25 protein-coding genes are annotated in these 22,974 nt (G+C 67.2%); 19 read left to right on the top strand and 6 right to left on the bottom strand.

The window, feature by feature from the left end:
* Positions 1-3: 3 nt before the first annotated feature.
* The 7 genes from G5A07_RS04520 (at position 4) to G5A07_RS04490 (ending at position 6,511) form a co-directional block, all read left to right on the top strand.
* Complete coding sequence (locus G5A07_RS04520; RefSeq protein WP_010485314.1) at positions 4-903, top strand: peptidylprolyl isomerase; 900 nt, start codon at positions 4-6, stop codon at positions 901-903.
* A 23-nt stretch (positions 904-926) separates the two neighbouring features.
* Entirely contained in the window at positions 927-2,258 is a 1,332-nt protein-coding gene (locus tag G5A07_RS04515; RefSeq protein WP_010485315.1) for a nitrate/nitrite transporter, read from the top strand.
* A 142-nt stretch (positions 2,259-2,400) separates the two neighbouring features.
* Positions 2,401-3,615 (top strand): coproporphyrinogen III oxidase, encoded by a 1,215-nt coding sequence (locus tag G5A07_RS04510; RefSeq protein WP_010485316.1) that lies wholly within the window; start codon positions 2,401-2,403, stop codon positions 3,613-3,615.
* Positions 3,616-3,626: 11 nt separating this feature from the next.
* On the top strand, positions 3,627-4,403 hold the full coding sequence (locus tag G5A07_RS04505; protein WP_010485317.1) for a helix-turn-helix domain-containing protein: 777 nt from the start codon (positions 3,627-3,629) through the stop codon (positions 4,401-4,403).
* A gap of 19 nt (positions 4,404-4,422) precedes the next feature.
* Positions 4,423-5,166, top strand: a complete 744-nt coding sequence (gene modA / locus G5A07_RS04500) for a molybdate ABC transporter substrate-binding protein (RefSeq protein WP_010485318.1) — start codon at positions 4,423-4,425, stop codon at positions 5,164-5,166.
* Between the two features lie 3 nt (positions 5,167-5,169).
* On the top strand, positions 5,170-5,853 hold the full coding sequence (modB, locus tag G5A07_RS04495) for a molybdate ABC transporter permease subunit (RefSeq protein WP_005413347.1): 684 nt from the start codon (positions 5,170-5,172) through the stop codon (positions 5,851-5,853).
* On the top strand, positions 5,843-6,511 hold the full coding sequence (locus G5A07_RS04490) for an ATP-binding cassette domain-containing protein (RefSeq protein WP_010485319.1): 669 nt from the start codon (positions 5,843-5,845) through the stop codon (positions 6,509-6,511). The genes modB and G5A07_RS04490 overlap by 11 nt, the downstream gene beginning before the upstream one ends.
* Before the next feature lie 93 nt (positions 6,512-6,604).
* Here the strand turns inward: G5A07_RS04490 and G5A07_RS04485 are convergent, their stop codons facing one another.
* From G5A07_RS04485 to G5A07_RS04460, 6 genes are all read right to left on the bottom strand, one after another.
* The gene (locus tag G5A07_RS04485; protein ID WP_010485320.1) at positions 6,605-8,134 is read right to left on the bottom strand and encodes a sulfite reductase flavoprotein subunit alpha; all 1,530 of its coding nucleotides are present in this window, start codon (positions 8,132-8,134) and stop codon (positions 6,605-6,607) included.
* Positions 8,131-8,559 carry a PAS sensor domain-containing protein gene (locus G5A07_RS04480; protein ID WP_010485321.1) on the bottom strand — a complete coding sequence of 143 codons (429 nt, stop codon included), beginning with the start codon at positions 8,557-8,559 and terminating at the stop codon, positions 8,131-8,133. Before G5A07_RS04480 ends, G5A07_RS04485 begins: the two co-directional genes overlap by 4 nt.
* A gap of 136 nt (positions 8,560-8,695) precedes the next feature.
* Positions 8,696-9,091: a hypothetical protein gene (locus G5A07_RS04475; protein ID WP_043396261.1), complete on the bottom strand. Its 396-nt coding sequence runs from the start codon at positions 9,089-9,091 to the stop codon at positions 8,696-8,698.
* A gap of 458 nt (positions 9,092-9,549) precedes the next feature.
* Positions 9,550-10,131, bottom strand: a complete 582-nt coding sequence (locus G5A07_RS04470; RefSeq protein WP_125438161.1) for a hypothetical protein — start codon at positions 10,129-10,131, stop codon at positions 9,550-9,552.
* Between the two features lie 221 nt (positions 10,132-10,352).
* Positions 10,353-10,667, bottom strand: coding sequence for an AzlD family protein (locus G5A07_RS04465; protein ID WP_043396259.1), 315 nt, complete (start codon positions 10,665-10,667; stop codon positions 10,353-10,355).
* A complete protein-coding gene (locus G5A07_RS04460; protein WP_010485324.1) occupies positions 10,664-11,395 on the bottom strand; it encodes an AzlC family ABC transporter permease in 732 nt (243 codons plus the stop codon). The genes G5A07_RS04465 and G5A07_RS04460 overlap by 4 nt, the downstream gene beginning before the upstream one ends.
* 127 nt (positions 11,396-11,522) lie before the next feature.
* On the opposite strand from G5A07_RS04460, the gene G5A07_RS04455 reads away from it, so the two are divergent.
* The 12 genes from G5A07_RS04455 (at position 11,523) to gspE (ending at position 22,973) form a co-directional block, all read left to right on the top strand.
* The gene (locus tag G5A07_RS04455; RefSeq protein ID WP_005413654.1) at positions 11,523-11,987 is read left to right on the top strand and encodes an Lrp/AsnC family transcriptional regulator; all 465 of its coding nucleotides are present in this window, start codon (positions 11,523-11,525) and stop codon (positions 11,985-11,987) included.
* Positions 11,988-12,478: 491 nt separating this feature from the next.
* On the top strand, positions 12,479-13,159 hold the full coding sequence (locus G5A07_RS04450) for a TonB-dependent receptor (RefSeq protein WP_191862927.1): 681 nt from the start codon (positions 12,479-12,481) through the stop codon (positions 13,157-13,159).
* A gap of 16 nt (positions 13,160-13,175) precedes the next feature.
* Entirely contained in the window at positions 13,176-13,706 is a 531-nt protein-coding gene (locus G5A07_RS04445; protein ID WP_019337777.1) for a sigma-70 family RNA polymerase sigma factor, read from the top strand.
* Positions 13,707-13,775: 69 nt separating this feature from the next.
* Positions 13,776-14,756: a DUF4880 domain-containing protein gene (locus G5A07_RS04440; RefSeq protein ID WP_043396250.1), complete on the top strand. Its 981-nt coding sequence runs from the start codon at positions 13,776-13,778 to the stop codon at positions 14,754-14,756.
* Positions 14,757-14,814: 58 nt separating this feature from the next.
* The gene (locus G5A07_RS04435; RefSeq protein WP_191862926.1) at positions 14,815-15,366 is read left to right on the top strand and encodes a hypothetical protein; all 552 of its coding nucleotides are present in this window, start codon (positions 14,815-14,817) and stop codon (positions 15,364-15,366) included.
* 144 nt (positions 15,367-15,510) lie between these two features.
* The gene (locus G5A07_RS04430; protein WP_262405827.1) at positions 15,511-16,071 is read left to right on the top strand and encodes a hypothetical protein; all 561 of its coding nucleotides are present in this window, start codon (positions 15,511-15,513) and stop codon (positions 16,069-16,071) included.
* 57 nt (positions 16,072-16,128) lie between these two features.
* The gene (gene gspG / locus G5A07_RS04425; RefSeq protein WP_043396245.1) at positions 16,129-16,566 is read left to right on the top strand and encodes a type II secretion system major pseudopilin GspG; all 438 of its coding nucleotides are present in this window, start codon (positions 16,129-16,131) and stop codon (positions 16,564-16,566) included.
* Between the two features lie 9 nt (positions 16,567-16,575).
* Positions 16,576-17,481, top strand: coding sequence for a type II secretion system minor pseudopilin GspK (gene gspK / locus G5A07_RS04420; RefSeq protein WP_043396242.1), 906 nt, complete (start codon positions 16,576-16,578; stop codon positions 17,479-17,481).
* Positions 17,478-18,641: a type II secretion system protein GspL gene (gene gspL / locus G5A07_RS04415; RefSeq protein WP_043396239.1), complete on the top strand. Its 1,164-nt coding sequence runs from the start codon at positions 17,478-17,480 to the stop codon at positions 18,639-18,641. The genes gspK and gspL overlap by 4 nt, the downstream gene beginning before the upstream one ends.
* Positions 18,638-19,165, top strand: a complete 528-nt coding sequence (gspM, locus tag G5A07_RS04410) for a type II secretion system protein GspM (RefSeq protein WP_191862924.1) — start codon at positions 18,638-18,640, stop codon at positions 19,163-19,165. Before gspL ends, gspM begins: the two co-directional genes overlap by 4 nt.
* Positions 19,162-21,543, top strand: coding sequence for a type II secretion system secretin GspD (gspD, locus tag G5A07_RS04405; RefSeq protein WP_191862923.1), 2,382 nt, complete (start codon positions 19,162-19,164; stop codon positions 21,541-21,543). Before gspM ends, gspD begins: the two co-directional genes overlap by 4 nt.
* Positions 21,540-22,973 (top strand): type II secretion system ATPase GspE, encoded by a 1,434-nt coding sequence (gene gspE / locus G5A07_RS04400; protein ID WP_019659863.1) that lies wholly within the window; start codon positions 21,540-21,542, stop codon positions 22,971-22,973. The genes gspD and gspE overlap by 4 nt, the downstream gene beginning before the upstream one ends.
* The last annotated feature ends 1 nt before the right edge of the window (position 22,974 follow it).

The raw sequence follows: 22,974 nt of genomic DNA, 5'->3' as shown, positions 1-22,974 counted from the left end.
GCCATGGGCAGCCTGCCGAAATTCCTGCCGATCACCGTGATCGACTCCGCTGCGCCGGTTCCCGCCGAGGCGCATTCGCACCACCATGACGCGGCAGCGCAGGGGCCGCGCTCGCTCGGGCAGCCGGCACCGTGCCGGCTGTTCGTGGACGAGACCGCGATCAGCGAGGCTGACATCGCCCGCGAGATGCAGCACCACCGGGCGATGCGCCCGGAGCAGTCACGTGCTGAAGCGGCACGTGCACTGGTGGTGCGTGAGCTGCTGCGCCTGGAAGCGCAGCGGCTTGGGCTGCAGGCGCCGGAGGGCAACCGGGTAAGCGACGAGGAAGTGCTGATCCAGCAACTGCTGGAAGATGCGATCGAAGACCGCGTGCCGACCGATGAAGACTGCCGGCGCTACTTCGAGCAGAACCCGGAGCGCTTCCGCTCCCCCGACCGCGTGCGCCTGCGCCATATCCTGCTGGCTGCGCCGGCCGATGATGTGGCCGGGCGCTTTGCCGCACGCACCGAGGGCGAGCGACTGGTCGGGCTGCTGAAGGAGTCGCCGCACCTGTTCGCCGATTTCGCCCTGCGCCATTCGCGATGCCCATCCAGCAGCGAGGGCGGCGACCTGGGCTGGTTGCAGCGTGGGCAGACCACGCCGGAGTTCGACCGCCAGGTGTTCCGCCTGCGCGAGGGCCTGGCCGGTTTCCCGGTGGAATCGCGCTGGGGCTACCACGTGGTCTGCGTCGATGCCCGCGAGCAAGGCCACCCGCAGCCGTTCGAAACGGTGCTGCCGCAGCTGCGTGACTACCTGGAGCTACAGGTACGGCAACGCGAGGTGCAGGCCTACCTGCTGCAGCTGCAGGAGCGCTACCCGGTGCGCGGGCTGGATGAGATCGAAGCCGAAGCGGATATCGGCTGAACCCCCTTGAACGAGGAAAATTCATGAACCAGGCCCTTGCCCCCGCCAGTGCCGGGCAGCAGCAACGTGCGCTGTGGCTGAGCACGTTCGCCTTCACCGTGTGCTTCGCGGTGTGGATGATCTTTTCGATCATCGGTATCCAGATCAGTCAACAGCTCGGATTGAATGACACCCAGTTCGGCCTGTTGATCGCCACGCCGGTGCTGACCGGCTCGGTCAGCCGCGTCTTCCTCGGCATCTGGTCCGACCAGTTCGGTGGCCGCAAGGTGATGGTGCTGGTGATGCTGTGTGGCGCAGTGGCCACCTGGATGCTGACCTACGCACAGACCTACACCCAGTTCCTGATTGCCGCGCTGTGCGTGGGCATCGCCGGCGGTAACTTCTCGGTGGGCGTGGCCTACGTCTCGAAGTGGTTCCCGGCCAGCAAGCAGGGCACCGCACTGGGCATCTTCGGTGCCGGCAACATTGGCTCGGCGGTGACCAAGCTGCTGGCGCCGCTGGTGATGGTGGCGGCCGGCTGGACCATGGTCGCCAAGGTCTGGGCCGTTGCGCTGGCAGTTACCGCGGTGCTGTTCTTCCTCTTCAGCAAGGAAGACCCGTCGCTGGAGCAGCGCCGCCGCGAGGGCGTGAAGCCGGTCCCGTTCGCCGAGCAGATGGCGCCGCTGAAGAACCTGCAGGTCTGGCGGTTCTCGCTGTACTACTTCTTCGTGTTCGGCGGCTTCGTGGCGCTGGCGCTGTGGCTGCCGCACTACCTGGTGGGCGCCTATGGCATGGACGTGGGCCACGCCGGCATGTTGGCGGCGTGCTATTCGATCCCGGCCAGCCTGTTCCGCGTGGTCGGTGGCTGGATGTCGGACCGGATGGGCGCGCGCCGGGTGATGTACTGGACCTTCGGCGTGTCGGCCATCTGCACCTTCCTGCTGGCCTACCCGGATACCGAGTATGTGGTGAAGGGCATCCATGGCCCGATCCACTTCCATCTGGCCATCGGGGTGGTGATGTTCACCGTGCTGGTGTTCGTGCTGGGCTTCTTCATGTCGTTGGGCAAGGCCGCGGTCTACAAGCATATTCCGGTGTACTACCCCAGGCACGTGGGTGCGGTGGGCGGCGTGGTCGGCATGATCGGTGGCCTGGGTGGCTTCATCCTGCCGATCGTGTTTGGCGCGCTGAATGACGCGGTGGGCATCTGGAGCAGCTGCTTCATGCTGCTGTTCGTGCTGGTGGCGGCTGCACTGGCGTGGATGCACTTTGCGATCCGTCGCATGGAACGCCGCCACTTCCCGCAGATCGACCGCGAAACCGATCTGCCCGAAGCCATCGATGCGGCCGCCGCCGAGCGGGTGCGCGGCGGGTGAAGGTGTTTGCCGGCCAGCGGCCGGCACTACCAAATGGTGGGTGAAGGGGTAGTGCCGGCCGCTGGCCGGCAGCCACCATCAGATGCGCCGCGCTTGATTTCAATCAGGGCCACGCGAAGAGGAACGCCCGAAGATGTCTGCCATGAGCTTCCACGTTGACGAGAGCGAGGACACTGCGCTGCAGGCGGCATTGCTGCGGCAGCCCCGGCACGTGCTGTTTCCGCCGGCTGACCAGTTCAGCACCGGCTTTGGCGAAAGCGGGTGGCGCGCCGCCGTGCGCGCCAGCAACGAGCACCTGATTCCGCGTGGCTTGACGCTCGGCTTCCAGGCCGGCCGTGGCGGACGCGATGCGCCACCGCAGGCGTATCTGGATACCCTGCTGCTGGCGCTGCGGCTGCAGGCCGACGCGCTGGCCGAGGACCGTGAAGTGGTGGCGATGGTGCTGCAGCTGGGGCTGGCCGAGACGTTGCCGCCGCCGCAGCTGGGCCAGCTGCTGGATGCGGTGCCGCAGCACCTGCGCACCGTGGCGCGGCCCCAGGTGGAGGTGCGGCTGGACGCAGGCAGCGCGCTGGCGCCGGCGCAGCTGCGTGCGGTGGGCTGCACCCGCTTGAACGTGATCGATCGTGCCGATGCACCGGGGCCGACCCTGCTGGCACAGGCGCGACAGGTGGGCTTCACCGCGCGCTACTACCAGTTGCGGGTACCCGGCAGCGAGGACGCCGGCTTCATTGAACGGCTGCACGAGGTGCTGGCCGAGGCGCCGGAGCGCATCCTGCTGCCGGCGCCGTGTGCGCTGCCGGAACATCCCTCGGCCGTCCATTGGCTGCAGGCCTGGCGCCTGCTGCGCGCTGCGGGTTATGAACCGATCGGTGGCGATCACTATCAGCGCGGCGATCTGCCGAACCCGCACGGTCCGGGCGATGGCCAGCGCCATTGCGATCTTGCCGGTGTGCCACGCCGCGACCGCAGCGATTTCATCGGCCTTGGGCTGTCCGCCTGCAGCCAGATCGGCGAGGTGTTCTACCGGCTGGAGGACGAACTGGGCGAATGGCGTGCGCGGCTGCAGGCCGGGCACATGGGCGTGTCTGCCGGGTTGATCCTGTCCGAGGACGAGCGGTTGGTGGCCGAAGTGGCGCAGAGCATCGCCTGTGACCACGCCCTCGATGCGGCTGCCTTCGAGTGGCGCAACGATGAACCGTTCGAGGAATGTTTTGCCGAACAGCTGCCCGCGTTGTCGCCGTTGCTGGCACGCGGCTGGGCGCAGTGGGATGCGCGCGTACTGCGCCTGGCCGAAGAAGGGCGCCTGCTGTGGCGTATGATGGCCGCATGCTTCCGGCCGGCGGCCGCCATCGCTTGAGTCTTGCCCCGATGTCTTCAATTCCGCCTTCGCAGGGCCGTCTCGGCCGGGCCACACCCAACCCCGCCGCCGCCGATGATGGCGACGCACTGCACTTCTGCAGCACCTGTGCGTTCTCCGACGCATGCATGTCGCAGGGTTACGACAAGACAGCACTGGGCGATCTGCACGTGCTGGTGGACCATGTCGGTCCGTTCCATGCGGGTGACTACATTTTCCGCGCTGGCGAATCGTTCGATTCGATTGCTGCGGTGCGCGCTGGCATGGTCAAGACCTTCGTCGATGACAGCCAGGGCAACGAGCAGGTGCTGGGCTTTAGCCTGCCGGGTGAAGTGATCGGCCTCAACGCGATCCACGGTTCACGCTTTCCCTGCAATGCGGTGGCGCTGGACACCGTGCACCTGTGCCGCATCTCGTTCCCCAAGCTCAGCCTGTTGGCCACCCGCATGCCGGGGCTACAGGCCAAGCTGTTCAGCCTGCTCAGCGCGGAGATCGGCAAGGTCGCGACCCTGGCCGCCAACCACCGTACCGAAGAACGCATGGCTGCGTTCCTGCTGGACATGTCCGAGCGCTACGCGCGGCGCGGCTTTTCCGCCACGCGCTTCAACCTGACGATGGCGCGTACCGAGATCGCCAATTACCTGCGGATGGCGCCGGAAACCGCCAGCCGCGTGCTGCGCCGCCTGAGCGATGATGGGATCATCGCGGTGAAGCAGCGCGAGATCCTGTTGCTGCAGCCCGAGCGCCTGGCAGCGCTGGCGGTGGCCGACGAATCCGATCCGAACTGAACCTGGCCGGGAGCCGACGATGAAGCGAGCTGGACTGTTGTTGCTGGGCCTGCTGGCCACGGTACCGGCCTGGACGGCTGAGCTGACGGTGTCGGCGGCGTCGAGCCTGACCGAGAGCTTCCGTGAACTGGGCGCGGCCTACGAAAAGGCGCACCCGGGAACCAAGGTGGATTTCAACTTCGCCGCCTCCGGCGTGCTGCTGCAGCAGATCAGCCGCGGCGCACCGGTGGATGTGTTCGCGTCGGCCGATGAAACCACGATGGACCAGGCCGAACAGCAGGATCTGCTGGCGGCCGGCACCCGCGAGGTGTTCGCGGTGAACGCGCTGTGGGTGGTGGTGCCGCCGCAGGCCAAGGCGGCGCCGCGTACCTTGAAGGACCTGGCCGGTGCCGGTGTGCAGCGCATCGCACTGGGCAACCCGGACAGCGTGCCGGTCGGCCGCTATGCCAAGGGCGCGCTGGAAGCGGCGGGCCTGTGGCCGTCGGTGCAGGGCAGGATCATCACGACGCAGAACGTGCGCCAGTCGCTGGATTACGTGGCGCGGGGTGAAGTGGATGCCGGCTTCGTCTATGCCACCGATGCGCAGGCGATGCCCAACCGCGTGCGCCGTGCCTTCGCGGTGCCGGTGCCCGGGCGCATTGCCTATCCGCTGGCCGTGATCAAGGCCAGCCCACAGCAGGCGGAAGCCAGGCGCTTCACCGCCTTCTTGCGTTCGGCACAGGGCCAGGCGATCCTGGCCAAACACGGGTTCGGCAAGCCCTGAGGCATGGATCTGGACTGGAGCGCACTGTGGTTGTCGCTGAAGGTGGCCGGCTGGGCCACCGCGATCAATCTGGTGCTGGGCGTGGCACTGGGCGCATTGCTGGCGCGGCGGCGATTTCCCGGCCGTGAGCTGCTGGATTCGCTGCTGACCTTGCCGATGGTGCTGCCGCCGACGGTGCTGGGCTACTACCTGCTGGTGCTGATCGGCCGCAATGGCCCGATCGGCGCGTGGCTGCAGTCGTGGTTCGGTATCAACCTGGTGTTCACCTGGCAGGCTGCAGTGATCGCGGCGGCGGTGGCTTCGCTTCCGCTGGTGTTCAAGCCTGCGCGCGCGGCGTTCGAGGAAGTGGACGGGCAGTTGGAACAAGCCGCACGCACGCTCGGTGTGTCCGAAGCCGCGGTGTTCTTCCGCATCACGTTGCCGCTGGCTTGGCGTGGCATTCTTGCCGGGCTGCTGCTGGCATTCGCACGCGCCATGGGCGAGTTCGGTGCCACGCTGATGGTGGCGGGCAGCATTCCGGGTCGCACGCAGACGCTGTCGATCGCCATCTACGAGGCGGTGCAGGCCGGTCAGGATGGCAAGGCCAATGCGCTGGTGATCCTGACCTCGGTGGTCTGCATCGTGATCCTGTTGCTGGCTGCGCGGCTGGTGGGCGGACGTCGCCGGGAGCTGCGTGATGTGGCTTGACCTGCAGGTGCAGCGCCGCCTGCGGGCGGCCGGCCAGGATTTCGTGTTGGACGTATCGCTGCAGTGCACGCAGCGGCAGGTAGTGCTGTTCGGACCCTCGGGTGCCGGCAAGAGCCTGACGCTGAAGGCGGTGGCCGGGCTGCTGCGGCCCGGGCAGGGACATGTGCGCGTGCAGGGGCAGACCTTGTTCGATGCGGCCAACGGCGTGGATCTGCCGCCGCAGCGCCGCCGGCTGGGCTACGTGTTCCAGGATTACGCGTTGTTCCCGCACCTTAGCGTGCGCCAGAACGTGGCGTTCGGGCTGGAGCGCGGGTGGTTGAATCCGCGCGCGCGCCAGCGCTTCGATGCGGTGGAGCAGTGGCTGCACGCATTCCGCATCGACACGGTGGGCGATCTGCTGCCCGCGCAGGTCTCCGGTGGCCAGCGCCAGCGCACTGCATTGGCGCGCGCCCTGGTGACGCAGCCGCAGGCGCTGCTGCTGGATGAGCCGTTCTCCGCACTGGACCACGACCTGCGGCAGCACCTGCGCCAGGAGCTGGAAACCGTGTTGGACCGGACCGGCATCCCGTTGTTGCTGATCAGCCACGACCCGCAGGACGTGGCCATGTTCGGCCAGCAGGTGGCGCGCGTGGTCGACGGCCGCATCGTCGGCGATTGACCTGCACCTGTAGGGCCGAGCCCATGCTCGGCTGCTCTGCGCGACACCGCCAACAGCAGCCGAGCGTGGGCTCGGCTCTACAGGATCAACGGATCAATACAGTTCACAGTGCGTGCGGCCTTCGCCCCGCAGTGTGTCCCAGTGTCCTTCACCACCGATGGCATCGATGGCCTCGCGCACCGCGCCTTCCAGGTGGCGCTTGCTGCCGCACAGGTACAGATGCCCACCGCGGGCCAGGACGTCGCGCACTTCGCTGGCGCGCTGCTGCAGCACATGCTGCACATAGACCTTTTCGGTGCCATCGCGCGAGAACGCGGTATGCAGGCCGGCCAGCACGCCACGCGTGTGCCAGTCCTGCAGCTGGTCGCGGTACAGGTAGTCGTGCTGGCGATGCTTCTCGCCGAACACCAGGTGCACTTCACGTTCGCAGGCGTTGGCCTGCAGCTCCTGCATCAGGCCCATCAGCGGTGCGATGCCGGTGCCGGTGCCGACCAGCAGCAGCGGCGCTTCGCCGGTGTCAGGTAGATGGAATCCGGGGTTGGAGCGGCAGTACACACGGGCATGGTCGCCGCCATGCAGCAGGCTGCCGGTGGCAGTGCCGAAGCGTTCGCGGCCGCGCAGGGTGTAGCGCACTTCGCGCACGCATAGGCTCAGCTGGTCGTCGCACGGGTGCGAGGCGATGGAATAGGCGCGCGGCAGCCGCGGTGACAGCAGTTCGCGCAACCGGGCCAGCGGCACGCTGTCCGGCGTGGCGTGGTCCTGCAGCACATCCAGCAGGTCCAGGCCGTGCAGGTAGGCGTCCAGTTCACGCTTCTGGCTGACCTTCAACAGGTCCTTCAGCAATTCGCTGCCACTGAGCCGGGCCAATTCGCGCAGCACCCCCTTGCTCAGCAGGCGCAGCTCGCGGTCATGCAGGGCGGCCACGGCGGTGGTGTCGCCGTACCAGGTGGCCAATGCCTGCAGCAGGGCAGGATCGTTCTCGGGTACTACGTGCAGGGTGTCGCCCGCGCGATAGGCCATGCCACTGCCGGCAATGTCCAGTTGCAGGTGCCACGCGGCCGGGTCGCTGCTGTTCAGGCGGCGACGCTCGAGAATGGGGGCGGCAAAGGCATTGTCTTCGCCATAGGCGGTGACCTGCAGGCGCAGGTCCTGGCCAGCGCTGAGGTCACCCTCCAGCACCTGGCCCAGCACCGGCTGCCATTGCTGGAAGAACTGCTCGTAGCCCAGATCGGCGTCCACGCGGTGCAGCAGCGGCTGGGCCTGGCGCTCGCTTAGTGCTACATCCAGCGCCTTGGTGAAGCCGCAGAAACTGGGGTAGCCGGTGTCACCCAGGCCGAACACCGCATAGCGCAGGCCGCGCAGCGTCGGGGTCTGGCGCAGTGTTTCGAAGAACTGCTCGCCATTGGCCGGCGGTTCGCCATCGCCGAACGAGCTGGAGATCGCCAGCAGCACATCGCCGTGGCCGAGACTGGCCACGTCGATGTCGTTGAACGGGAGCACCTGCGGCCCGTGCGGCTGCAGGTCCGCGCCCAGGCGCTGGGCCAGGGCGCGGGCGTTGCCCGACTCGGACGCGAAACCCACCAGCAGGCGGCTGAAGGGCGTACTGGCCGGGAGGGCGTTCACGCGGCCTCGTAGAAGTCGTCGAACTTTTCCTTGCTGAACTCGACCAGGTCGTAGTTCTGCATCAGGTCGTTCACCACGCGGCGGATGCTGATGTACGAGGTGATGTTGCCGTCGGCGTCGAACAGCGGCTGCACGGTGGTGTCTACCACGTAGAGCACGCCGCCCTTGCCGAGGTTGGGCACGATGCCGGTCCAGGTCTTGCCGGCCTTGATGGTGTCCCACATGTCCTTGTAGACCGCCTTGGGCACATCCGGGTGGCGCACGATGCTGTGCGGCTGGCCGATCAGTTCCTCGCGGGCGAAGCCGGTGAGCGTGCAGAACAGGTCGTTGGCATAGGTGATATTGCCCTGCAGGTCGGTGGTGGAGATCACCATGACGTTCTGCATGGCGTTCAGAAGCTGGACGTTGTCGGGGGTGTAGCTCATCGCAGGGTCCTTGTGGATGCCGGCAGCGCCGGCGTGTTCGGGTCCTGCATAGAAATACGCCCGCGCGGCGGCGGGCGGTTTGACATTGATCAAGCGGATGGCGCGACGGCCTGCGACGGGGTGTCGCAGTGGGCGTTCACTGCTGCAGAGGAAAACCGATCGTCTCGTGGCAATGCTGCACCAGGTGGCGGCCTCCCTCATTGATGCGCAAGGTTTCCGCGTCACCGAAGAACCGCAGCAGCGCTGTTGCGGTCGTACTGCCCGCATGCGCGGAGTGCCTGGCCGCGGGTGGCAGAAACGGATCAGCTCGGGGGTCGTGTCCGCCAGGGAGGTCCGCACGTGCAAGGGCGCCTTCGATCAACAGCTGGGCACATGCACCTGCCAGATAGGCGTCAGGTTCACGCTGACTGCCGCGCCGAGGCTGCCCTGACAATACAGTGGCGATATGCTGGAACTCGTGTGCGGTGGTGGCGATCGCGCGCCTGCGCAGCGAATCGATGTCGGGGCTGGAGGGAAACCAGAAGCTGACCATCTGGCCTGACTGCTCTGGTCCTGGCAGTTGTCGCCAGATGCCACCTCCGTCACTTACGATCGTGAGCTGATAGCGCACAGGCGTCCGTTCAAGCCCATTGGCCTGGAGCGGCAGTCCAGCGGATCGTGCGGCGGCCTTGCAGAGCCGAGACGCCTGCGCGGCCGAGAGCGCTCCATCTGCCCAGAGAACTCGAGTTGCGACGGATGACCACCTGCACTGGATGGATCGATTGGGATGCTCCGAGCTTTCCGGGCCGGATAGCACCGACACTGTGCTGATCTTCAGATGTGAGGAAGGGCCTCGCAGCAGTGTGGCATATGCGCCATCGTTGCCGACCAGGTTCCGGGGAGGCAGCTGAATGGATTGGCACGCACTTGTGGCCAGAAGGATTGCCGTCAGGCCAGCGTAGTGCCCAAGAATGGAGCCCGGTTGGGTACGCTTGGACTGACGGCGTTGCATCAAGGGGTCAGCCCGCACTGATACGGCGATGGATACTTCGTACAGACTTGAAAGTCCGAGACTGAGGCCGCCTTGGTGGCTCCTCTGTATCGAGAGGCCGCCGCAATGGTGTTTGGCCCAGGAGCCGCACCTACATCGAATGTTGCGAGGTCGTACCTCAACTCGGTAGCCGGACCGGCCGCAGCTGCGGCCCACGCGTTCGCACCATCCGGATCGACAAGTCGAAGGAGGGTTCCTGTTCGATGCCATTGGAACTGCTTGGCGGCGATGGTGGATCCTTGCCGGCCATCGAACAGCAGCAGAGTTACAGATCCATTGGCTGGGAAGGCTATGGATGAACCCGAGACGTCGATTTCGAACTGCGCGGCATCTGGCACTTCTGATGTCGACGCCTGCAGAATCCGCTCGAACCAGGGTAGGCCATTGCGTTCTCCTCCGCCGATCTTGCCACCGATCCTGCCTTCTATCCGGCACTTCTTGGTTTCTTCACACGATGCACTCAACTGCCACTCCATTGGCCCGCAGCCGGCAGAGGTGAGAGTGATACCTATTGCCACCACGATAGTTCGTAGATTGCTCATTGGTATTCTCCGTGTAGGACTTCGATTGACCGATCAGCTCGACCAGCCGACTCGGCAATCAATGCGTATCGACTCCGGCTCGATCAGGCAATCGGAATTTTTTCAAACACCTCCAGCAGGTGGCTCCGGGCCACGTTTGAACTGCCAGACGAACGCTCAGGTCGTGCCAATGGCGACATTTGAGTCTCCAGTCGCAACACGTGGTGAATGCGTTCTTGCGTTCAGCCCATCAGATAGCGCAGCACGCCGGCCGAGGCCACGCCGATCAGCACCGTCGGCAGCATCGACAGCCGCGTGGCGGCCAGCAGGGTGATCGCCAGTGCAGCCAGGTCGGCGGGCTTGTCGGCGACGAAGTCCGGGGCGATCACCGAGATCAGCACGCAGCCCGGCGCAGCTTCCATCACCGTCACGGCGCGCCTGCTCAACGTGCGGTTGCGCAGCGCGAGGAAGCCGACGATGCGGGTCAGGTAAGTGGCGGCGGCCATCAGCACGATGGTCAGCACCGAGGTCCAGTGGATCAGTCCATTGAAGATCATTCCGCGTCCTCCGCCAGCAGCCAGGCGGCCGCCAGGCCGGCCAGTGCGCCGCTGGCCACGTACCACGCGCCCGGGATCAGCAGGTAGGTGGCGGCGGCCACGATCAGGCTGACCAGCCACGGCCGTGCTGCCTTCATGCCCTGCCACATGCCGCGCAGCAGCACCAGGAATACCGCAGGGAAGGCCATGTCGAAACCGTAGGCATGGATGTCGCCCAACATCGGGCCGACGATCGCGCCCAGTGCCGTGCAGGCCACCCAGACCGTGTACAGCCCTGCCGAAACGCCCAGGTAATAGGCCAGGCTGAAGCCGAGCGCACGGCGGCGCGCATCGGCAACCCCCATCGCCCAGCTTTCGTCGCACATGAAGAACAGCGCCGGCAGCACCCGGCGGCGCGGCAGATGCTGCAGCAGCGGGGCCAGGCTGGCGCCCATCAGCAGGTGGCGGCTGTTGACCAGCGCGGTGATCGCCACGATCAATGCGATGTGCGGTGGCGAAGTCCACAGTTCGACGGCGGCGAACTCCGAACCGCCAGCGAAGTTGAGGCCGGTCATCAGTGGCACTTCCAGTGCGCTCAGGCCCTTCTGGGCCGCCTGCGCGCCGAGCACCAGGGCGAACGGAATGAAGCCGATCATCACCGGCACGGCGGCACGCAGGCCGCGCAGGAATTCGGCACGCGGGGCGGTATCGCAGGTGTCGGGCAGGGGGAGGGTGGTACGGGCGTCCATGGAGCGGCACAACGAGGTGGGGGTGGCCCATGCTAGCGGTCCAATCGCGAAATCGGGTTGCGTTGATGCCACTTGATTCTGGATGATTGAAATTTCATGCGGCTGAAGGCGTCAAGGGCGAAATTGCATGCAGTATCAACTCGACAACCTCGATCGGCGCATCCTCGACGCCCTGCAGCGCGACGGCCGCCTGCAGAACCTGGAGCTGGCCCGGCTGGTCGGGCTGTCGCCGTCGGCCTGCCTGCGGCGGGTACGGCTGCTGGAGGAGGGCGGCTACATCGACCGCTACGTTGCCCTGCTGAATGAGGCCAAGGTGGGCCGTGGCTTCACGGTGTTCGTGCGGGTCTGGCTGCGCGGGCAGGACGAGGACACCACCAACCACTTCATCAACAGCATCAAGTCTTTCCCGGAAGTGCTTGAATGCCATCTGATGGCGGGCGACTGCGATTTCCTGCTGCGGGTGGCGGTGGCGGACCTTGATGCCTACCGGCAGTTCCAGATGCAGCACCTGAACCGGATTGCCGGGGTGCAGAACACCAAGACCGAGATTCCGATGCAGCGGATCAAGCAGACGACCCAGCTGCCGCTTTGAGGGATGGGTGGTTGCGGCCGGGTTGCACCCGGCACCCGCGGGTAGTGCCGGCCGCTGGCCGGCAACCTCAGGAGCAACAGCAACAGCAACAGCAACAGCGATGCTCCGTGGGGCGGCGGGGCGGTGTGGCCAGGCAGGACACGCCGTAAACCCTTCCTTGGGGGCTCGATGGCGCCATCCATGGCGCCAACGGTCCTGCCTGGCCACACCGCCCCGCTGCCTGACAGTTCCCCGCGATCTGTCGGGGTTGGATCCCGTTGCTTCGCAATGGGCTCTGACCCCCATGCGGAGATGGCGTGGTCTGTTCGATTCATTGATTCCTGATGCGTGACTGGCTCTACGGAGCCTGGCTCGACGCCAGGCTGTGGGCGGCGGTCATCGCAATGACATGTGCCCCCGGTACGGTTTGAGCCCGCTTGCGGGTCGCGCGCGGGCCGGGGTTCCGGTCGTGGTGCGCGTCCACTGCAGCTGCTGTCGCTGCCGAGGGTCATGTGTTCTACGTCAGGGGGCTGAATGGACACCATGCGGTCAGAACTTGGAAGGTGGCCATCGCCGCATGGCTGCTGCTGTCCTTTGCCGCTGTCGCGCAGGACGCTGTTCATGCCTACGACATCCCTGCGCAGCCGCTGGAACAGGCGGTCGAGCGCTTCAGCGTCATCAGCGGGTGGTCGGTGATGTACCCGGGCGATCTTGCCGCGGGTCGCAGCAGCCATGCGCTGCGCGCCAGCCTGCCGCCGCTGCCCGCCCTGCAGGCGCTGCTGCAGGACTCCGGCGTCGAGGCCGAGGTGATCGGCGAGCAGCGCGTGGTGCTGCGTCGGGGCATGCCCTCGGCCGCCGAACCCGGTGTTGGTGCCGAACTTCCCGAGGCCGAACGTCGGCGTCGTTATGGCGGCCTGCAACAGCGGCTGCGCGCGGCGTTCTGCGACGCCCCCGAGATCGCGCCCGGCCGCTATGCCGCGACGCTGCGCTTCCGCATCGACGGCGCGGGCAAGGTGAGCGAGCCCGAGCTGCTGTCCGGCAGTGGCAGCGATCGCCGCGATGCTCACCTGCTGCAGGCAATGCAGGGCCTGGTGCTGGCGACCGAGACCGCCGCGCTGCCACAGCCGGTGACGCTGCAGATCCGTCCTTCCGGCACCGACCACGACTGTGGCGGGCGCGCGCCCCTTCCATGACTTCAAGGATTCGAACATGAGCAACGGTACGGCTGGGGCAGTTGACCTGATGGACCACCTTCTGGGTGCCTACGATGAGTTGAAGCGCCGGCTGGTGCGCAAGCTGGGCTCGGAAGAGCTGGCTGGCGACGCGTTGCAGGACACCTGGATGCGCCTGAGCGCGCGCCGTGACCGCCTGGACGCCGTGCAGAACCCCGCGGCCTACCTGCTGCGCATGGCAATGAACACCGTGATCGACCGCCAACGTGCTGACCACCGCCTGCTGAGCCTGGAGGAGGTGGATACGCTGATGGACATGGCCGACCCGGCACCCGGCCCGGCGCAGGCGGCCGAACTGGACTTCGCGCTGGAAGACATGGTCGGCCTGCTGCAGCGCATGCCCGAGCGTCGTCGCCGCATCCTGCTGGCGATCCGTGTCGACGGCCTGCAGCAGCGCGACGTGGCCGACCACCTCGGTGTGTCGCTGCGACTGGTGCAGCGTGAGCTGAAGGCGGCCCAGGACTACCTGGCCGAGCGCAGCGGGCAGGGGCGCCAGGTGCGGTTCTGAGCGACGGCATCCGTCTACACTTTGACGCCGAGCAGAACCCCGCAGCGTGCGGGTCCGGCATGAGCCCCCATGGATCCTGACGATCGCCCGCAACGCCCGTTGGATGCCGTTGAGCGTCAGGCGCACGCGTGGGTGGTGCGGCTGACCTCGGGCGAGGCGACCGCCGCCGACGGGCGCCGGTTCCGCGCGTGGTGCGAGTCCGACCCGCGTCATCGTGAAGCGTTCGGACGTGCGCGCCGGCAGTGGGAGCAGGTGCGGCTGGCCGGCGAGCAGCTGCCCGCCGCCGCGCGCCAACCGGTCGCGCCGTCGCCGGCCCAGCGCTGGAGCCGGCGTGCCTTCCTGGGCGCGGCGATTGCCGCGCCGGCCAGTCTGGTGGTGGTGGCGGCGATCCGTCCGCCGCTGGGATTATGGCCCTCGGTGACGGCGATGGCGGCCGATTTCCACACCGGCACCGGTGAACGGCTGCAGATTGCACCCTTGCCGCAGCTGAAGATCGAACTGGATACGCAGAGCAGCCTGCGCCGCCGCGCGGACACGCAGGGCGAAGGCTTCGAGCTGGTGCAGGGCCAGGCCGCGATCGAGACCCAGGCCGGCCTGCGCCTGGCGTTGTTCGCGGGCCCGGGCTGCGTGATTGCCGATGAGGGAGCGGTGCGCCTGGACGTACGCAACACCCATGGCCAGGTGCGGGTGACCTGCCTGCAGGGCAGTGCCCGCATCGAGCATCCGCAGGGCCGGCTGCAGCTGCAGACGGGCCAGCAGACCCAGTACGACGAGCGCCTCAGTGGTGTGGTGACCGAGGCCGTGGCGTCGGAAGTGAGTGCGTGGACCGAGGGCATGCTGGTGTTCCGCCGCGCACCGCTGCGTGAGGTGGTGGAGGAGATCAACCGTTACCGCCGCGGCAAGGTACTGCTGGGCGAATCGGCATTGGCGCGCGCACCGGTCAGCGGTCGCTTCCGCATCGATGATCCGGACGCGGCACTTGAGCAGCTGCGACTGACGATGTCGCTGGATCTGCGTCGCTTTCCGGGTGGCATTGCCGTCCTTGGATAGATGAAGACGCTGGCCGTGCGCACCGCGCAGGGCTGTTGCAAGCAAGGAGAAGCCAAGGATGCGCAACGAGACCATCGGCGTGCTGGATCTGCGTCGCAATCTGTCGGCGTTGCTGGAAACCACGCAGCGACGGCCGTTGATGGTGCACCGCTACGGCTCGCCATGGGTGTGTGTGGTGTCCGACGCGCAGTGGCAGGAAAAGGCTGTGCTGCTGGACTTCGATCCGCAGTCGCACCCGCTGGCGATGCTGTTGCGCCTGCAGCAGCAGGTGTTGCCACTGGCTGAAACCGGTGCGTTGCCGCCTGCGGCGCTTGCTCGTGCGCTGTTGCTGATGGACATGCATGGCATCGGGGATCTGGCGCAGCTGCATGAGCAGGTGCTGCACCATCGGCTGTGGCACTGGTTCGTGGCCGGTACCCACAGTGTGATGGACAGCTGGCAATTGCCGGCGCTGCGCGTTGCGATGGGGTCATGGTGCGATGACGCGGAGATGACCGATGCGCTGGCCGCGTTCGCCGCGCGCAGCGATGTGGCGATACTGGCGCGCCGTTGCGGGGGCGACGCACCGCGACTGGAGCGCGAAGCCTGCAGGCAGATGACGCTGCGATGACGTTGGCGATGAAGCGCCACGCAGCGCACAGAGCTGCATGTGCGCTGTCGCTTCACCTGCCTTGCTGACGTCTTCTCCAGAGTACGGCGCACCACGCGTCGCGGAGCACGGGCGGCGCCGATGGCAGACAGTCGCAGGATCAGCATGCTGGAGCTGGATCGTCACCTGAGCCAGTCACTGGAGCAGGCGCGGCATACGCCATTGAACGTGCAGCGCTATGGGCACTCCTGGGTCTGGGTGCTGTCCAGTGACGCCTGGGCAGATGCGGCGCGCTGGGCGGCATTGGATGGTAGTGCGCACCCACTGGTGGCGCTGCGAAAAGCCATCGATCTGCAGCTGCGGCCCTGGCCCGAAGTGGCCATGAGCCTGCTGCCGCTTGATGGAGGCGATGCGCGGCTGCGGCAACGCGCGGCCCTGCTGGTGGTCATGCGCGATCTGAATAGTGCCCAGCGCGTGTACGACGACCTGCGCTATCACCAGGCCTATCGGATGTTCATCGGCCTCGATCATGGAACAGCTTGGTCGCCGATGCAGTGCGTGCGGCTGCTGCAGGCCTGTGCGCACCCATTGCTGCGCGGCTGCATCGACGATGCGCTGGCCGGCGTGCCGCGGCACCTGCTCGAGTCTGCATGTGCGCCGGCTGCGCGTGTTGCGCCCGTACAGGCACACGCGCAGCGAATTACCGGCGGATGTTTATCGTACTGACACATGCACCGCTGACCATGGCGCAGCGGTCTCTTCCAGGATGACGAGGGCGGAACAATGGCAAGGCAGGTTCGTGGTCGCAAAGCTCGGCAGAAGGGTTTCAGCCTGATCGAGATCATGGTGGTGGTGGTGATCATCGGCATCCTCGCCGCGCTGATCGTGCCGCGGTTGATGGACCGTCCCGACCAGGCACGCGTGGTGGCGGCGCGCCAGGACATCGCCGCATTGATGCAGGCCTTGAAGCTGTTCAAGCTGGACAACGGTCGCTATCCCAGTGCCGAGCAGGGCCTGCAGGCACTGGTGAAGCCCCCGCAGGGCGGTGGCACGATGCCGGTCACGCCCTATCTGGATCGCCTGCCCAATGACCCGTGGGGCCATCCGTACCAGTACCAGATTCCCGGAACCCATGGCGACATCGATGTGTTCTCGCTAGGCGCGGACAGCAAGCCCGGCGGCGACGCCGGGAACGCGGACATCGGCTCCTGGCAGCTGTGAGGCAGGCCGATGTCAGCCCGGATGCGTTCTGTTTCGAGTGTCCGTCAACGTGGCATGGCGGTGATCGTCGCCCTGCTTGTGGTGGCACTGGTGGCGGTGATTGCCACGGCACTGCTGACCCGGCAGTCGGCGCAGCTGCGTGCGTTGCGTGGTGACCAGCTACGCGCGCAGGTGCGCATGGCGGTGGACGTCACGCTGGAGCGTGCGGCGCAGCAGCTGCGTGAGGATGTAAAGGAACAGCTGACCACGGTGCGCAGCGGGCGCTGGGCGCGCCCGTTGGAACTGCAGGCGCCGTTGCCGGTGCAGCTGCAACTGGTCGATGCGCAGTCGATGTTCAACCTGCGCAACCTGCTGGCACATGGCAGGCCGGACCCCGAGGCGCGGCACGCGTTCATCGCGTTGTGTGCTGCACAGGGGCTGGGCCAGGGTGCCTGCGCATCCGCGGCGGACCACATCCAGGCGCGCCTGCGCGACGGTGACATCCAGGCACAGGCCCCACTGCCGCGCGAATCACTGATCGCGCAGGCACTGGCCGGTGCCGATCCGGTGGCACTGCAGGCGCTGGCGCGACGCACCGTGGTGCTGCCGGCGCAGACCCTGGTCAACGCCAATACCAGCGACCTGAGCGTTCTGCAGGCGGTGACGCCTGCGGTCGAGCCCGCACGGCTGCAGGCGCTGCTCGGTGAGCGCGACGGCGGTCATTGGCTGCTCAACCGCGGCGACATCGCCAATCGACTTCAACTGAGCAACGAACAGATGGCCGTGCTTCCCCTGGGTATCCATAGCGAGTGGTTCCTGGCCGTCGGCCAGGTGCAGGCTGACGGCAGCGCGGTTGATTTTCGCGCGCTGCTCTGGCGCGAGTACCGCGACGATGGCGTGCGTGTGCAACGCGTGTGGACGAGGATCGGCGCATGACCGTGCAGCTTCGGGTGCGCTTGCCGGCGCTTGAGCGTCTGCGCGCCGACAGCGCGGTGGACTGGGCGCAGCTGCACAAGGGCGAGGTGCTGGCTCACGGCCGCGACACGCTGGCGGCGCTGGGCCTGCGCCATCCGCAGGCTGCGGTGCATGCCTGCCTCGATCCGAACGACCTGATCCTGCTGGAACTGCAGTTGCCACCGTTGTCCGGGCGCCGTCTGCAGTCGGCGCTGCAGGGTGAGGTGGAGGCGATGCTGCTGGATGACCTGCAGGAGGTAGCGCTGGCCCACGGTGTGCAGGCGACGGACGGCACGGTTCCTGTGGCCTGGCTGGGCCAGCAGGCGCTCCTGCAGGCGCAGCAGCTGCTGGCTTCGTGTGCACTGCGGTTGCAGGCGCTGTATCCGACGCCGCTGCTGCTGCCCTGGCAGGACGGTCATGCCACGCTGCAGGTCAGCGGCGAGCACCTGCTGGTACGCAGCGGGCGCGACCGGGGTTTCGTTCAATGGTATGGCGGACGTGATGCCTGTGCGGTGATGCATGCGTTGGCAGTGCGCCTGCAACAGGCCGGCATGCAGGCCGTGCAGTGGATCGATGGTGTGCCGCCCACGTGGCCGGACAGCCTGCCGGCCACCGCCATCCCCCATGAACGGCAGGCCTCTGGCCCCTTGCCAGGCTGGTCATTGCCGCTGCCCGGGGCGAGCCAGAAAGCGCCGCGGCTTGCGATCGGGCTGGCATTGGCGGCGATGTTGCTGGCCGCGCTCGGTCTGCAGCTGCAGGTCTCGCGGTGGCGAAGTGAGGGCGAGGCCCTGCAACAGGACATGGCACGCCAGTTCAGCGCACGCTTCCCGGAGGTCACCGATGTGGTGGACCCGGTGTTGCAGGCGAGGCGAGCACTTGCGGTGCCACCGCCGGCGCCGCCATTGCCGCCGCTGCAGCGCCAGGTTGCCAGCACGCTGCAGGCGGTCCCGGAGCTGGCGGGGCAGGTGCGCAGCCTGCATTACCAACCGGGCCAGCTGGACATGGAGCTGGATGCCGATGCCCAGGCATTGGCCGATGATCCACAGCGACTTGAGCGCTGGCAGCAGGCAGTGCAGGCGCAGGGCCTGCAGCTGGCGCGCGAAGCCGGTGGACGCCTGCGGGTGAACGGGGCTGGACAGTGACCACCCGAATCTTGCGACTGGGCGAGGGACTGGCAGGCCTGCAGCAACGCTGGCAACGCCTGCCACCGCGCGACCGGCTGATGCTGTGGGTGATGGTGGTGGCGCTGCTGGTGGCGGGTCTGTGGTCGTTGTGGCTGGAGCCCCTGCTGAAGCAGCGCACGCACTGGCAGGCCGAGCTACCGCGGCTGCAGGCACAGGCGCGTGTACTGGCACCACTGCTGCAGGCACGCGAGCGCCAGCAGCAGACGCAGGGGCAGCGCCCGACGATGTCCGGGTTGCGTGATGGAATCAAGTCAGCCGGCCTCGCCGACGGACTGCATATCGAAGCGCGCGACGGGCGTTGGCACCTGCAGGTGCACGCGGTGCCCGCTGACGCGCTGTGGAACTGGCTGCTGCCCGTGCTGGCCGATCCGGCCATCGAACTGCAGCAGCTGCAACTGACACGCACAGGGGATGCGAACATGCCGGCGGCACGGATTTCCGGAAACATCGTGATGGCGCTCAACGTGGGTGCCCATCCATGAGGGCGATGCGCAGCCTTGCCTGCAGTACCGCACTGGCCTTGATCGTGTGCATGGCCCACGCACCGGCGTCGGTGCTGGCGCAGGACGCTCGCGATGAGCCGGTGCAGTTGAACCTGGTCGACACCGATATCGGTGGCGTGTTGCGCATGGCCGCACGCTTCACCGGCCGCCAGTTCCTGGTCGACCCACGGGTGACCGGCAAGATGACAGTGGTTTCCGATGGCCCGGTCAGCCGTACCCAGGCCTACCAGTTGCTGCTGGGCGCACTGCGCATGCGTGGCTTCGCCGTGGTAGAGAACGGCGGCATCAGCCGGGTGGTGCCGCAGGCCGATGCCAAGCTGTTGGGAGGACGCGTCGGCACTGGTGGTGCCGGCGGTGAGGTGACCACCCGCACCTTCGCGCTGCGCTACGAGAACGCAGCCGCGCTGGTGGCGGTGCTGCGGCCGATGATCAGTCCGGACAATCCGATCACCGCCAATCCGGGCAACAACACCCTGGTGATCACCGACTACGCCGACAACCTGGAGCGCATCGCACGGGTGATCGCAAGCGTCGATACACCGGCCGGCATGGATACCGATGTGGTGAAGCTGCAGCAAGGTATTGCCGTTGACGTCGCGGCGATGGTCGCGCCGCTGCTGGATGCGCAGGGCGCCGAGCCCACCCAGAAGGTGGTGGTGATGGCCGACCCGCGCAGCAACAGCGTGCTGCTGCGTTCCAGCAGCCCCGGGCGCACCCGCCTGGCGCGTCAGCTGGTGGAGAAGCTGGACCGTGCCCAGGATGAATCCGGCAACCTGCATGTGGTCTACCTGCGCAATGCCCAGGCCAACCAGCTGGCCGGTGTGCTGCGAGGCGTGGTGGCGGGTCAGAGCGATGCAGCGGCGATGGGCAGCAATGAAGGCATCACACCACTGCCGGGTGACGCCAACCGTTCCGCGCCCGCGCAGCCGTCGCAGCCGCAGCAGGCCAAGACCGGAGGCAATGCGCTGGAATCGCAGCGGCTGGACCCGAGCCGGCGTGACCCGATCGACGCAGGAAGCACCGGCTTCAGCCAGAACGGCATCTCGGTGCAGGCGGACGTGGCCACCAATACGCTGCTGATCTCGGCACCGGAGCCGGTGTACCGCAACCTGCGGCGTGTGATCGACCAGCTCGACCAGCGCCGTGCACAGGTGCTGGTGGAAAGCCTGATCGTGGAGGTCAACCAGACCGACGCGGCTGAGCTGGGCGTGCAGTGGATGCTGGGCAACGGACGCACCTTTGGTGGCACCCACTTCGGTGGTGCCACCGGCGGCAGCGGGCTCAATACCGGCGCGCGTACCACGCTGGACGTGCTGCCCAAGGATGGCCTGAAGATCGGCGTGATCGACGGCACCATCAACCTGCCCGGTGTCGGCCAGATCCTCAACATGAAAGCGCTGGCCACTGCGCTGCAGAGCAAGGGCGGTGCCAACATCCTGTCCACGCCGAACCTGATGACGCTGGACAACGAGGCGGCCAGCATCATGGTCGGCCAGACCGTGCCGTTCGTCAGCGGCCGCTACGTCACCGACGGCGGTGGCGGCAGCAACAACCCGTTCCAGACCATCGTGCGCGAGGACGTGGGCCTGAAGCTGCGCGTACGCCCGCAGATTTCCGAGGGCGGCACGGTGAAGCTGGACATCTACCAGGAAGTCAGCAGCATCGATGCGCAGAGTGCCAACAGTGCCGCCGGCATCATCACCAACAAGCGTGCGCTGGATACCAGTGTGCTGCTGGATGATGGCCAGATCATGGTGCTCGGTGGCCTGCTGGAGGACAACGTCAGCCATGGCCGTGATGCGGTGCCGGGCCTGGGTAGGATCCCGGTGCTGGGGGCGCTGTTCCGCAGTGATACGCGCAAGCGCTCCAAGACCAACCTGATGGTGTTCCTGCGCCCGCACGTGGTGCGTGACCCCGCCGCCGGCCAGCGTTTGACCCGCGACCGCTACGACTACATGCGCAATGCGCAGGCCGGTGCGCAACCCGTGCAGAGCTGGGCGTTGCCGGCGCTGTCGGCACCGCAGTTGCCGTCGCAGGACCTGTCTGTGCTCGGCCAGAGCAATGCGCGCGATGGCCAGGGCCAGCCGTTGCAGAACACCAGCCTGGCAGCGCTGTATCCGGCCGGTGACGGCGATGCTCAGCTGGTGCAGTTCGCACAGGGGCTGGACCCGGCGCGTGCCAGCCAGGGCGTGGCGCAGGTGCGGGCACTGGGCTTGCAGGCCTATGCCGAAGCGACGCCGGGCGAGAGCGGGCAGCGCCTGCGCGTGCGATTGCCGCGCGATCCGGCAACGCTGGACCCGGCACTGCAGCAGCTGCGTGGGCTGGGCTACACGCCGGAACTGGTGATTGGGCCGTGAGCGCCGCCGCGCCGCTGCCGTACGCCTGGGTGCGCAGCCATGGCGTGATGCTGTCCGAGGCCGGCGGCGAGCCGGTGCTGCTTGGCACCGCCGACACCGCGGCGTGGGCCGTGGCCGAGCTGCGCCGCCGGCATGGACCGCTGCCGTTCCAGACACTGGATGCCGCGACCTGGCAGCAGCGGCTGGGTGAGCAGTACCGTGACGGCGGTGATGCCGCTGCCGTGGTCGGTGCCGCCGAAAGCGAAGTCGACCTGGACCGGCTGATGCAGGACATGCCGGAGGTCACCGATCTGCTGGATGCGCAGGACGATGCGCCGGTGATCCGCATGATCAATGCGCTGCTGGCACAGGCTGCACGCGATGGCGCCAGCGATCTGCACATCGAGCCGTTCGAGACCCATTCGGTGGTGCGCTACCGGGTGGACGGCACGCTGCGCGACATGGTGCAGCCCCGGCGCGCACTGCATGCGGCGCTGGTGTCGCGCATCAAGATCATGGCCCACCTGGACATCGCCGAGAAGCGCCTGCCGCAGGACGGGCGCATCGCGATCCGTGTGGGCGGCCGGCCACTGGATATCCGTGTCTCCACGGTGCCGACGGGGCATGGTGAGCGTGCTGTGCTGCGCCTGCTGGAGAAGGATGCCGGCCGGCTGCAGCTGCAGCGACTCGGCATGGCCGATGACACCCTGGCCACGTTTACCGGGTTGATCCGGCAGCCGCACGGCATCGTGCTGGTCACCGGGCCGACCGGCAGCGGCAAGACCACGTCGCTGTACGCCGCACTGGGCCAACTCGACAGCAGCACCAGCAACATCCTCACCGTGGAAGACCCGGTGGAGTACGACTTCGCCGGCATCGGCCAGATCCAGGTCAACGCGCGCATCGGCATGAGCTTTGGCACCGCGCTGCGCGCGATTCTGCGTCAGGATCCGGACACGATCATGATTGGTGAGATCCGCGACCTGGAAACCGCACAGATTGCGGTGCAGTCGTCGCTGACCGGGCATGGCGTGCTGGCCTCGCTGCACACCAACGATGCGATCTCGGCGGTGACCCGCCTGGCCGACATGGGCGTGGAGCCGTTCCTGCTGGCTTCGTCGTTGCGCGGCGTACTGGCGCAGCGGCTGGTGCGGCGGCTGTGCACGCAGTGCCGTCGTGCCGAGGTGGACGGCGAGGGTCGCACCGTATGGCGCGCGGTGGGCTGCGCGGCCTGCGCCAACAGCGGCTATCGCGGACGCACCGGCATCCATGAGTTGTTCGTGGTGGACGACCGCGCGCGCGCGTTGATCCATGAAGGGCAGGGCGAGCCTGCGCTACGCGAGGCGGCACGGCGTGCCGGCATGCGGACGTTGCGGCAGGACGGCCAGCGCTGGGTCGACAGCGGGGTGACCACGCTGGAAGAGATCCTGCGCGTCACCGGCGACGATTGAG

Source organism: Stenotrophomonas sp. AS012628 (genome assembly GCF_010608305.1).
GTDB lineage: Bacteria > Pseudomonadota > Gammaproteobacteria > Xanthomonadales > Xanthomonadaceae > Stenotrophomonas > Stenotrophomonas geniculata.
This window is presented reverse-complemented; position numbering and strand designations above follow the sequence as displayed.